This window comes from Exiguobacterium sp. s22, assembly GCF_018617455.1.
GTDB lineage: Bacteria > Bacillota > Bacilli > Exiguobacteriales > Exiguobacteriaceae > Exiguobacterium.
Genome location: NZ_JACSKD010000002.1, coordinates 36,357 through 49,570, shown reverse-complemented (window position 1 = coordinate 49,570; position 13,214 = coordinate 36,357). Strand labels below are relative to the sequence as shown.

General features: G+C 51.6%; 7 protein-coding genes. 1 reads left to right on the top strand and 6 read right to left on the bottom strand.

Going from position 1 to position 13,214, the window contains the following annotated elements; translation table 11 throughout:
• Window positions 1-69: 69 nt before the first annotated feature.
• From KNO94_RS04060 to KNO94_RS04040, 5 genes are all read right to left on the bottom strand, one after another.
• The gene (locus tag KNO94_RS04060) at window positions 70-2,253 is read right to left on the bottom strand and encodes a glycosyltransferase (RefSeq protein ID WP_214777706.1); all 2,184 of its coding nucleotides are present in this window, start codon (window positions 2,251-2,253) and stop codon (window positions 70-72) included.
• Window positions 2,250-5,312 carry a CgeB family protein gene (locus KNO94_RS04055; RefSeq protein ID WP_214777705.1) on the bottom strand — a complete coding sequence of 1,021 codons (3,063 nt, stop codon included), beginning with the start codon at window positions 5,310-5,312 and terminating at the stop codon, window positions 2,250-2,252. The genes KNO94_RS04060 and KNO94_RS04055 overlap by 4 nt, the downstream gene beginning before the upstream one ends.
• 42 nt (window positions 5,313-5,354) lie before the next feature.
• The gene (locus KNO94_RS04050) at window positions 5,355-5,666 is read right to left on the bottom strand and encodes a hypothetical protein (protein WP_214777703.1); all 312 of its coding nucleotides are present in this window, start codon (window positions 5,664-5,666) and stop codon (window positions 5,355-5,357) included.
• 9 nt (window positions 5,667-5,675) lie between these two features.
• A complete protein-coding gene (locus tag KNO94_RS04045) occupies window positions 5,676-8,321 on the bottom strand; it encodes a glycosyltransferase (RefSeq protein WP_214777701.1) in 2,646 nt (881 codons plus the stop codon).
• Between the two features lie 160 nt (window positions 8,322-8,481).
• Complete coding sequence (locus tag KNO94_RS04040; protein ID WP_214777699.1) at window positions 8,482-10,554, bottom strand: bifunctional metallophosphatase/5'-nucleotidase; 2,073 nt, start codon at window positions 10,552-10,554, stop codon at window positions 8,482-8,484.
• Between the two features lie 287 nt (window positions 10,555-10,841).
• On the opposite strand from KNO94_RS04040, the gene KNO94_RS04035 reads away from it, so the two are divergent.
• Window positions 10,842-12,641 (top strand): hypothetical protein, encoded by a 1,800-nt coding sequence (locus KNO94_RS04035; RefSeq protein ID WP_214777697.1) that lies wholly within the window; start codon window positions 10,842-10,844, stop codon window positions 12,639-12,641.
• 34 nt (window positions 12,642-12,675) lie between these two features.
• Here the strand turns inward: KNO94_RS04035 and KNO94_RS04030 are convergent, their stop codons facing one another.
• Complete coding sequence (locus tag KNO94_RS04030; RefSeq protein WP_214777695.1) at window positions 12,676-13,188, bottom strand: hypothetical protein; 513 nt, start codon at window positions 13,186-13,188, stop codon at window positions 12,676-12,678.
• Window positions 13,189-13,214: the final 26 nt, after the last annotated feature.

Sequence of the window (13,214 nt, the reverse complement as noted above, 5' to 3'; positions counted from 1 at the left end):
TTATTTCACATTCGATAATAAAACAATACTCATTATACTCTTGAACAATTCTTTGGTGCAATTACATTTTCATGACAATGTCGTCGCAAATTGTTCGTGTGTTTTGCCTGAAATGATTTGTTCCATCTCTTGATAAAGACGATCGAGCGCGAAATGTTTACGAGCGTACGCCTGATAGGCTTTCACGTCCGTCATCAACTTCTCGGTATCTTCTTTATAAGAGAGGATCGTATTGACAAACTCCATCGTGTCCGTGACGAGCAGTTCGTCCGGGTAAATCGTCTCCGCGCCCGTCCAGTGACGGATGAGCGGATAAGACCCCGCAGCCATCGCTTCGGCCGGCGCGAGATGGAAGCTCTCCAAGTCACTCGTCGAGAAGACGAAGCCGATCGATTGGAGCCATGTGTCGACATCGTTTCCATGTCCATCGAAATGGACGTGGTCGCGAAGGTCCGACTCCTCGATGCGTTTCAGTAACGCCTCGTAGTACGCACTCTCCTCTTCACGTTTCCCGATCCAGTAAACATCTTTTGGATGGTGTCCTTTGAAATGGAGCTCGTATCGTTTGTCCGTCTTCAGCAACTCTTCGAGGACGTCGAGCGCCAGGTCCGGGCGTTTCAGTTTCGGGTTCATGCCGATCATCCCGAGACGGAACGTCAAGTCGTCCGCTTGTTTCGGTTTGTCGAGCTTGTCCGCATCGACGGCGTTATAGATCACGGTCATCTGGTGACGCGGGATCCCAAAGAGACGATGCATCTCTTCTAACATATACGGTGAGACGAGGATGATGCGGTCGATATTGTCGAGCGCATATTCCCGTGGAAATGGTGTCTCTTTTTCCTGACGATGAATCCGGACGATGAGACGCTGGTGCGGCAACTTATGTTGCGAGTACCAGACGGCATTGCCGAGTCCCCATTCACAGAAAATGACGTCCGCTTGCGCGAGACATGCCTTACTGTGATTCACATCATGAATCTTGTGTCCGTCCCACTGATCGACGAGGACACGGTAGCGCGGGTCGGCCTCGAAGCGCTCCATGAACATGCGGATAAACTTCAAGTCGTGCCCGGCGAAGAGGATGGTCGTCTTCTGCATCTCCCAGATGGCGTCGTGCAGACGTTCAAACGTACTCGCGAACGTGTAGTTTTTCGCCATATTGTATAGACGTTCCGCCGCATCCTTATAGATGGCCGGATGCGTGAAGGCGAGCTCGACCTTTTCGACAAACTCATCTTCCGAGTTGACGAAGAGCGGATAGCTCGACCCGAGCAACATCTCGTGCATCTTGTTGCGGTTAAGGAGGACCGGTTTCCCGAGTGCCCCATATTCAAGGAGCTTCGTCGACAACTCGAGGCTGTCGTCTAGGTCCGGATGGCGCCATGAGATGCCGATATCGCTCTCTTCGATGAGTGTCTCGACGTCCGCACGCGGGATGCCTTTCAACCAGTGAACTCCCTCATCCGTTTGGAGACGATGTGTCACTTCTTTACGGAAGTTCGGATTGTTCGGGTCTTGGTTGAACTTGTCCCCCGCCACCTTCAACTCGACGTCCGGCATCCGGACCCGTACTTTTTTGAGTGCATCGAGAATCTCAGCCGAGTACCAAAGTGGCGCGAACTTTCCTGTATAGACGAGACGTTTCGCCTGACGTTTGAACGTCGGCGTCGCCTCGCGCATATTCGGGATCATCGGGTTCAAGATGAGGAACGGCTTCGGTGTCTGTAAAAACGTCTCGAAGTACGCTTTCATCTCCGCTGTCTGACAGAGCATGCGAGCCGAACGGTCCGCAATCTTCTTCAGACGCGCCAACTCTTCCTGTGACGCTGCCGACGAATCGTGCGTGAAATCTGTGAGATACGTCCACGTCTTTTTCATTGTATGTTCATAATCCGAGAGCGCATAGGCAAGTTGGAAGCCGCGGATGAACGTCATGTCGTACTGTTTCGTCTCGACGAGCTCGTGAATGAGTTGGGCCGCCTCTTCTGGCTGGAGCACCTTCTTCTCATAATACGGCTCGTCTTTCTTCGTCGAGTCTTCTGTGAAGACGTCGATGAAGTTGACACGATCGAGCTGTTTGATTGACGCTGTCACTTCCGGTTTCACGATCGAGCGCTTCAAGAGCACGTCGACCTCGATGTTCGGGTCTTGATTCAACATATGCACGACCGACGTGAGCCAAATGGCCGACCCGTCGATCAAGTTTAAATTGACGTCCCCGTATACGAGGATCTGTAGCGGTTGCTTCGTCATAATGTTACCTCCTGAAGGTCCGCTTCATCCATGGCGGCACCGGCTTTCACGTATTGATACGGGTCGACACTGAAGATGCGTTTACCCGAACGGGCGAGCTCATTCAAGCTCTCGTCCGCTTCAAAGAGGTGAAGCGCCTCCTCGACCGTATAGAAACGGAGTGCCGACGGCTGCACGATGGAGCGGGACGGTGTCGCGTCAAACACGTAACGATACGATTCATCGTGATCTTGTTTGGCAAGCTTGCCGTCATACGTATAGTAATCCTCTTTCGTGAGAATGTCCGCTTCCGCATAGCGTGCCGCGAGCAGATAATCGCTCAAGTAGTTCGGACCGTAATAATCGTCCGACTTCAAGTGGGCGACCCAATCGTACGATTCGACCATCTCCGTGAACGACGTGTAGTGCGTCAAGTAGCTACGCATATACGTCGAAATCGACGGCGTGTTGTACGTGTTGTACACATCGATGTGATCGTCGAACTTATCGAGGAACATCATGAGGTGTTTATGCTCATAGTGCTGTGCCTCGAACTGGGCGACGACGCGTTCTGCCTCTTCGCGCGACTTGATGAAGGCGACAACAGCAATCTTTTCATGGTCGACACGGTACGGGATGCCGACGTCCTGGACGATCTTCGCCAGACGTTGCGTATACGTGTGATACGTCAAGACGTGACGCATCCCGCGCATCGCAATGTCCTCATAGAACGAGTCATCCGTCATCAAGCGGCGGAACGTCTCGTCTAAGTCAGACTCCCCATCGTCGAGGAAGACGTAATCGCCAAGCATGGCGTCGACGCCGACCGAACGGGTACTGACGACCGGTGTCGCACAAGCGAGTCCTTCAAAGACACGACGCGAGAACATCGTCGGTGAATCATTGACCGAGTTGACGTTCAACATCACTTTATACCCTTTATACGCCTTGGCAATCTGGTTATATTTCAAACTGCCGCGAATGGCGTGACGGAACTGTTCCGGGAATTGGAGCTGGTCACTCTCCCCGCGTTGGTTGACCGCATAGTTTCGGTCATAAATCGCCAGACCATATTTGTCCGCCGCCGCGAACAAACGGTCCATGTCGGCTTTCCGCGATTCGTGACGATTCGCATAATACGAACCGGCGAAACACGCATATGGTTCACGTGTCCCCGGTAAGCGGATCGGGTTATGTTCTTTCGGCTGAGCCGCGAACGGTAACGCATCGACCCGGTCATGACCACAATCCTCTTTATAGTTCGGGACACGGTTCATGTCGGTCGTATACACATAGTCGAATCGCTTCACCGTCTCGATGAAACGGTCGTAGTGAATCGGGTCCTCTTTGTTCCAGAAGACGGTCGGGATATTGTGATAACGGCACCAAGCGAGGAGGGCGTCGAGCTCTTCCCACGTGTTCGTGCCGTATTTGACGATTTTCTTCTCCCAGGCGCCGGCGTTCCCTTTCCACGCCGATTCGACGACGAGAACGTCCGGTTGCTCATCGAGGAGCACCGTTTTCCAGTTGTCTGGTGTGAACGTGATGAGCTGGCATTCTGGCTTATAGGAAGCCATCGTGAACTCATCAAAGATCGCCGCGACCTTCAGTTCGTGAAGTTCACGCGGAACCGGTGCGAAGAAACGCGCCTCGCGCACGTCCATCCACGTCGGGTTTTCCGTCCCGTCGCTGACGAGTTCCTCGGCCACACGGATACGGTCGATTCGTGCCTCTCCCACACCGTCGACACGGAGGGCGAAACGAAGGAAACGGATCCCACGGTCGAAATAGAAGACTTTCTCGCTGCCGATTTGTACTTGTTGCATGATCTGACGCTCTGTCGCCGAGTAGGCGATGATATAGAGGACGACGTTCGCCCCTTCATCGGCCACACCGTCGAGCGTGACACGATAGCGACTGTTCGCCTTCACTTCATATGGGAACTCTGTTGGGAGCAATTTGAAACTATTGTTCATCTCAGCGTACGAGATGTAACGCCGCTGATCGTCCTCGCCTTTCAAATTGACGACGAGTTGGTCATCCCGGCTCTTCAACTTGATGAGGTCCGGTGCAGGAATCGTCCACATATCCGGTTTGAGCGACAAGACGTCCTCACGACGGACGCTCTTCTCGCGAATCATCCCGATGTTCAAGTTCTCGAGCTCTCCCGATCCGCTCACGCGGAGGAAGTAACGGATCGAGCGATGTGACGGTGCGATGCGGACGATCCCACTCAGTCCGAGTGGCACTTCAATCAAACGGTCCTGTCCTGACACCGTGTACGTCGCGATGAATAGCGACGCGTCCGCTGTCCCGGTACGGTCCCCTTTCAAATAGAAACGATACAAGTCGTCATCCATGTCACCCGTCTCAAAGTCGATGCCACGTTCCGTATCGACGTTCGGCAACGCGACCTCGTCGACACCGTAATGTGTATATTGGTTTCCTTCGGCACGCACAACGAGTGTGTCGCCATCGAAGTGAGCCACCTCACTCTGTGGTTTGAGGGAACGGAGTGATGTTGACGTGAGCGGATAACGGAAGTCAAAGGCATCGAGCGAAATGTTCGCGGCCGTCCCTTCCACTGTCCAAAGCGAGAGTGTGCCGAGCGTGAGCTCGACGAGGCTGAACGCGCCTGCCCCATTGACTTCAAGATGTGCCCGGACGATTTGTTCACCCATCCCGAGTGTCACATCGACGTGGTCCCCGTCCTGTACGGTGACGTAACGGGTACGTCCCCCTTTGCGAACGACCTCTAACGTCAATGTCGGCATCAAGCCTTCGCGCGATTTGACGCGCATCATGGCTGTGAATGTCTTTTGGCCGGAATCGACCAAGTCGTTTACTGAGATGATGTCACTTTCACGTTTAGGACGATAGGTAAGCGTGACCGCTTCGTCTCCTGAGAAGACGAGGTCCGTCCCTTCGACGTGTACGTATGGTGAACGTGTATACCAGTTTGGTACGACTTCTCGTAGTTGATGCGATTTATTCGGACGCTTCAACACTTTACGACCGAGTCGCTTCGACCGTTGTACCCCAAGGTAAGCGGCGCGACGTGCTTTTTTCTGCCAATCCATCCTCATATCCTCCAAATCATCGATTCTCCCGAATCCGATTCTTTATTTACGAATGCGTCGTGCGACAGCTTGTGCTTTCAAAATGGCTTTACCCGCTTTTGATTGCACGAGGCGACGATACTTCTTGTTCAAGATTTCATACTTACGCTTCAAGTCATGAACCGCCTGTTCTTTCTTCTCAAGCGATTGGACTGTCCATTCGAACGTATAGAGAAGATCTCCATACTTTTGGACGAGACGACGATGCTTTTGGCGCAAGAGCCGCTCATCGTGTTTCAGATGACGAATCTCCTCTTCTTGAAGTTTGATTCGCTGTTTCAACAATCCGATTTCTTTTTCCACTTCATTGCTCATGGTCTCACCTCACAAGTATGCGTCAAAATAGAGACGCTTCAATTCTTCTTTTTGTCCTGATTCATATAAGTCGACGAACTGTTTCACAATCGGCGTCTCTAGTTCCATCGGACGATACTGTTCGATGATTTCATAAAGCATTCCGGCGTTGTCGAAAAATTCTTCCGGCTTGCTGCGGCGTAGGAAGACGAGGTACCACATCGAGAAGAACCGTTCGAATCGAGTCGAGCGGTATTGGTCGAGCACGCCTTCGCGAGCGAACGCTTTCGCCCGGGCCGTCTCCCGGATGACACACTTCATAAAGTATTTCTTCGTGATCGTATTGACCGTCGAACCGGCGACGGCCGCGTAATAGTCATGGATCGTCAAGTCGAGCAGAGCGACTCGTTCCGCGCTGAGGAACATCTCTTGGAAGAAGAGTGAGTCTTGTCCGACCGCGCCGATGACCTGTTTCAAATCATGCTTCTGGATGAAGTCTTTTTTTATGACCATCGTTTGGATACTCTGCACCTTGAAGTTGTGCTCGAGCAAGTACGCTCTCGGGTCTTCGATGACGCGAACGCCATCCTTCTCAAGGTCTTCGAGTTCGATCATCGCTTCACGGTTCGCAAGCTTCAACATGCTTCCGACAGAGAGGTCGAGCGTGTCATCCTCTTGCATGACACGGAACAGTGCCGCATAGCCGTCGTTGACCGCTTCATTATCCGGATCAAGGAAGGCGATGTATGGCGTCGTCGCGAGCTCCACCCCTTTGTTTCGTGGGCGCGAGGCGCTGCCGCTCCCGCCGTCGTTGAACGAGTACGTGTAGACGTTCGGATATTTCCGGACGAGGCGTTCGATATAGCCGATCGTCTCTTGATCCGTCGAACCGTCGTCGACGAGCCAAATCTCCATGTCTTCAAACATCGAGCTACGGCGAAGACTCGAGAAGCACTTGTTATATAGATAACGACCGTTATTGTAAATCGGGACAATCATCGAAAGCTGATAGTCACTTGGCTCGTTCGGGACGAGCACGTCGTCTGGGGCGAGCAGTTCGAAATGATCGATGGCATAACCTTGACCTTCGACGCGTTGATTGTCCCGAAGCGTCTCAAGCGACACGTGACTAGCGGCGAACATCGTCATAGCCACGTCAGCATAGTCTTCCACGAACTCATGGATGATGTCCTGCCCTTTGGTCACGAACGAGACGTCCGTGTACTTGAAGGCATTGACCAAGTCTTCTACGTAATAGTCGAGATAATGATGACGGTCGTCAAACACGGTCACAAAATCAGCCGTACGTAAATCGACTTCCTGCAAATCCGCTTCGGCGACGAAGCGTTTGTATGGATACGATTGGCGCTCGAACTGTTCGCGTGTCGCCGTCACATCACCGCGACCGATGACGAGGACGTCACGACGAATTTCATGGTTGATGCCAAGAATAAATAACATCTCGCTGAAGCGGTCATACATCGTATGGTTCGAGAAGATGGTACGAACACCGGACAGCTGATGTTCGAGACGCTCTTCGTCCGATTTGAACATTTCTAAAATCCCTTGTGCATCTAGAGCGCTTGTCGCGATGAACACGTTCGGGAAGTCGTTGTTGACGGCGACGTTATAATTCGTCAAGACGAGTTGAGCGCGAGCCTGTGCATCATAGATGGCTTGCGCGCTCATCGTCGGACTGTTTTTCACTTCATTGACATGAAGCACCCAATTCGATGTCTCTTTCAGCTTCTCCATATCCTCAGGGTCCCCATGGACGAGGACATCGTGAAGCGACTTCGGTGCGAGTGACGCTTTCGACTCATTTGCCTCACGCATCACATAGAGTTCTTTGTTCGCATCGCGAACGCCTTGCGCGAGCGTCTCCAAATCTTTTGCGAACCGTTGGACAGGAAAACGGTTCGTCACGACGACACGGTCTACCTTGCCGCGCGTCATCCCAATTGGGTTCACATGAAGCGGGTCGACTCCCGGACGGATGACGAATACCCGTTCATGCCCGGCTTCTTCAATATATTCCGTCACACGCTCTTCGTTTGCCGTGAAGATGTAGTCACATTGCGCGGCAAGTGACGAGAAGCGGTCGAAATGATTCGTATCGAGTGTCGTTTCGAAGACGACACGGATCTCCTTTTGTTTCGCTTTACGAATCAAGTTTCCGAGCCAGTGACGAGAGTGCGAGCGTGGCGTCCCCATGTGATGGAAGGCCGTCGTCTCATCTTCTGTGAGCGCTGCCGAGATGAGCAGGAAATCGATGTCTTCTGCCTCAAGCAATTCTAAAAAGCCTGTCACGTTCTCAAAGTAATGGGTGTGACAAAGACGTTCGAGCTCTTTGGCCCGCTTGACCGGTCCGACGAACGCGACATGCACATTCGCCTTCTCATAAAAACTGCTCCCGTTCGACTGGATGCGTGTCACATCAAGTTCTGGGAGGCGTTTCCGAGCTGCTTCGAGCTCTGCCTGTAATGCGGTTTGTTGTTCCTCGAACAGTTTGTCATCTAGACGCGGGCGTTGCGCCTGTCTCGACAAAGAAGGAAGCTCATCTAAGGTAATCAAGTCATCCCCGACCAATGCCTCTTTTCGGTTGACTCGTTCTTTTTCTTCTTTTAACCACGCGATATGCTTTTGCACGTCGCGTAGCGTCGCTTTTACATCCATACGTCCGCTCCACCTTTTTTAAGTAATCAGTATTTCTTCATCTTATCGTATCTTAACAGAGTTACATGTCGGTCGCAATTTGATGACAAATGTGTGGGCCGGCGTTTCACATCAAAAAGACGGACCCATAAATGGATCCGTCCTTGAATCAATTATTCACTTACTCTGCTGCGTTAACGTCGACGATCCGTCCTTCAACAGCTGGTGTGACTTCTTCACCGAGGCTAATCAAGTGATCACGGAAGTTCTCCCAGTCGATGAGACCGAGGTCGTTGACACGGCCGTCTTTGAATGCCGTTTCAAACTCAACATAGTTGTCTCCACCTTGCGCTGTGAAGAAGTTCGTTGCCACTTTGTAGCTTGTCGCATCTTCAACATCGACGAAATCTGTGCCGTTGTTGTACTGCAAGCTAACGATGCGCTCGCCAGCTGGTTTTGAGCTGTCGAACAACACTTTGAATCCAGATACGTGGAGGAATCCACCGTTCTCGATTGGGTAAATACCAACACTGCGCTCAAACGCCGCTTTCAACTCGCTACCTTTCAAGTCCATGATGGCAAGCGTGTTTCCGAACGGTAATGTCGTCAACACTTCACCTGTCGTGACAGGACCCGCATCGATTGCCGCACGAATTCCACCACCGTTTTGAACGGCACCGATGACAGCTGAATCATACTCTTTCGCTTTCGTGAGCATGCCGTCTGTGATCAAGTTTCCGAGCGCTGTTTCGTTTTTACGAACACTCGGTGCTGTTTCGTCACCTTTGTCACGCGGGTTATCGAGCGGCGCTGTAAGAGACACACCGATCGGATCTTCACTGATTGCATCCACGACTTCTTTGAACGGTGCGAGAAGTGAGACCGCATATGGATCTGGTTGAAGTGCCTTCACATCAATCAAGCTACCTGCATGTTTGATGATTTTTCCATCTTTGTCGAATTCGACGTCAACCGTTCCGAGGAAATTGCTATATTGGTCCGCTTGAACGATGACCGTCGGTTCTGTTTTCCCTTCTGTGATGAGGACTGGAGCGCTCAAACGAGTGTGCGTATGGCCACCGACGATGATATCGATCCCGTCTACGTTTTCAGCAAGCAACAAGTCGTTGTCGAACGCTGGGTTGTCGTTGTAACCAAGGTGCGAGACAGCGACGATTTGGTCAACACCCATCTCTTTGAACGCGTCGACCGCTTTTTGTGCTTCTGCGATGTAGTTTTGGAATTCGATCGGTCCTGGGCTTGCAATCGATGCCGTCTCTTCTGTTGTCAAACCGAAGAATCCGACCTTCTCGCCATCGACCACTTTGATGACCCCTTCATACAAACGACCATTATACGCTTTTTGCGAAACTTCGTCACGATAGAGGCTCTTCATGTATTGGTCATTTGCATAGTTGACGTTCGAGCTCACGAACGGGAAGTTCGCATAGCGGACGAAGTCAGCAAGTTCTTTATGTCCTTGTTCCGTACCGAGGTCGAATTCGTGGTTACCCGGTACCATCAAATCATATTTCATGTAGTTCATCAGTTTAAGGTCAGCCTGACCTTTGAACTCGTTGAAGTAGAGCGATCCTGAGAAGACGTCCCCTGCGTCGATCAAGAGGCTATCCGGCTTCTCTGAACGGATTTGCTTGATGGCTGTCGCACGTTTCGGTGCGAGATCGAGTGCCGCGTGCGTATCGTTCGTGTGCATGATCGAGAGCTTGTATCCTTCTACTTTATACGGAACTTCGAGTGTGATCGTTTTTCCACGGTTCGTGTATGTAGCCGTCGCGACGAATTCGCCGACTTCATCTGTGTTGATTCCGCTCCAACGTACTGGTTTTTCGTAAGTGCCGCTCGCGAAACGCACGTCTTGTTTTACGATTCCGACTGCTGGCTTCCCTTGTTTGAACACGAGTGGCTCAGACGGCGGAAGGATTTCGAGTGGATGATCGAGGACGCGTACACGCTTCTCGATGTACATGCCTTTTCCTTTTACGATCCCGCGTGCTGTTTGGAACGTGCCGAGTTTCTCGAGGTCAACGCTTGATTTGTACCAGTAGATTGGCGCCCCTTTATATGTAGCGTCGAGTGCCGCATCCAAATCTCCTTTATATACATACCCTGACTTCGCCTTGACGACCGATACTTTCGGTGCAGCTTCTGTGACAGCAGCTGGCGTGAGTGATGCCGTCGATACAGCGGCTACGGCAAGCGCTGTATACAGTTTACGTGATGATTTCTTTGCCATGTCCAGTTCCCCTTTCGGATTTGCGAACAAGACACACGAAGGAAAGCGCTTACATCGTTCGACTTATGTATAATCCCATTGCCCCAAAGTCGTCCGTTTTTCCCCCATATGTACAATTCGCTCTAGTTCTAACGTAACGGAAAAGCGTCCAATAAACAATCACAAATTGAAGATTTTTAAGTTTTTTACAATTTCCACAAAAAACGATTCCCTCATTATGACAAAGCGGTGCGAGATGCCGAAATCATTTGGGATATAATGGTTCCTAGAAAGAAGGAGGTACAGCCATGTACAAAAAGTTGTTCGGATTTAGTCTGTTATTCGTCGTCCTGTTCGGGATGCAATCCGTCGAGGCGGCATCGCCGTCGTATAAGACGGTCCAATCTACCCCACTGAAGGCGTCTACGCAAAAAGGGGCCAAGACCTTGATGACCGTGAAAACGAACACGAAAGTCGAGCTCCTCAGCAAGACGAACTCGTGGGCTCACGTCCAAATCGGCAAAACGAAGGGGTACCTCTCCATGCGGTCCGTCATGCCGCTCGAGACACCGATTGCTTCCTATGATAGGAACGAAGTCATGAGTTACAAAGGAACGGACATCGTCAGCATCTCTGGAGTCAGCTACAAAATCGACCCGGTGCTCAAGCCATTCTTTCAGAAAAACGGTACCGCGCTGAGAAGTATGATCGTTGTTCCAAAAACGTCAGGACGTACCCTCACCGGATGGAAACAGCTCAGTTTCTTCCCGCTCAGTCAACCTGTCGAGTCAATCATCATCGACAAAGCGGCAGCGAGTCGGATCGACAGTTTTTATATCCCACCTACGAACTTCACATTGACGACGGCAGGACCACTCCGTCAAGTCGTCACGGAATCATATGCGCATTATCCACCTCTTGATGTTGACAGACAAACGCTCACTCTGAACGGTCAGATCGAGCAACTCCATACGGCAGGGGAAGTCCAAATCGCCGGAAAAGGAACGATTGAACGATGGGACATCTCAAAAGATACGGAATATTCCTATGAGATTCCCGTTCGGTATACAGGAGAGGTCGGCTTCTTGAACATCCGCAACACAGATGTCGTCGTACGTGGGACGAGCACGCTCAAAGTCCGTACCGTCTCGGCACCGACGAAGACGCATGTCCTCGGAGGAAAGAACGGTGTCATCGGTTCGATTAAGCCATCGAAGACGATTCGCGGGAAGAAGATGGGGAAAGCCGAACTCGCCATCGACAAGATGTTCTCAAACGTGAACGAAGCATCGGTCACGAGTACACTCGACACGTTGAACATTCCCTACTCGACAGCGCGTGTCGGCGACTATGTGACGGCACTTCGCCAAAATGAGGCGGCTGGACCGAACAAACGTCTCGTCAACTCGGCGACCGACCTGAAAGACATCGTTCGTCTCGTCGATACGGTCATGACGACGAAACAGACGACACCGGCCTACGTGCATACGTCAGATTCTCAACTGAAGGTCCAGACGTTCCATGACCATGTCGACAACGCATCGTATTCCAATCAATACGCACGCGCCGTCACCGCGATGGTCACGGATGGCACATTGCAGACAATCCGTTTCAAACGTCCACTCCTCGAGAAGAAAGAGTGGTATATCAGCCAAGAGAAAGATCAGGTATTTATTTACGATTTCCCTGTCGGATCGACTCGACTCGTCACCATCGACGGCAACACGACTCGTAGCCTCGTCATGGAAACGAAAGCAGTCGAGCGCCCGAATTACGCAGAATCTCGAATCGAACTCGTCTCGATCAATGACAAACCGCTTTCTGCCTATCAGCAAGAGCCACCTGTCTATGAGGCGAAAGTGATCGAATCCGGACATCGTACGTATGTCGCCATCCGGTCGAGTGACAAGGAATGGTTACGAAACATCCACTTCTTCACCGTCGATGTGAACGCAAACTATCGAGATGGGGGTCCGGTCTCAACGGACAAGATCAACCTCGGTAGTTGGAAGTCGTCCGAAACCGTCATCTTCGAAATGTACGGGGCGAAACGATTGAACAACCTCACGATCCAATCATTCGGCTACAAAGACGCCGTCTACAAGTGAAGCCTACAAAAAATGACATCCTCGGCTGAGGATGTCATTTTCCGTTCGGCTGACTGATGATCGTCAACCAGACGTTCGAGTATACGCCCGCCACGATTGCGTAATCGTTCGGGTCCGCCAAGTTGAGCAGCCGTCCGTTCTGATAGAAGTATAGGTTCGTGATGACGCCACCACCTGATGAACCGATGGTGATCCCACGGGCCGTGAGCGTCTCGTCCGGGTCCGTGATGATCGAGACGACGGAGTCGAAACGGTCTCGCTTGACCGTCAAATAACCGCGGTTTTGATCGATATACACTTCTTTAAATCCACGTGGATAATGGGAAGCATTCCCATGAATGTACGGTCCTCTTTTCGGGTCGAGGCGAAGCGCCATCCCGCTGAACGTCAACTGTTCGCCGGTCGTGGACGGAAGAATGAAGTCATTCGCTTCCGCATCGTCCGCCTCGCGCGTCCAAAACAACCCCGCCACCAGCAACATCGCGACAAGCGTTACCTGAAGCCCACTCATCATTCTCTTTTTCATCCGTCTTTCCTTGCGACTCATTAGGTCCTCCTTCATGCGTTTTGCCT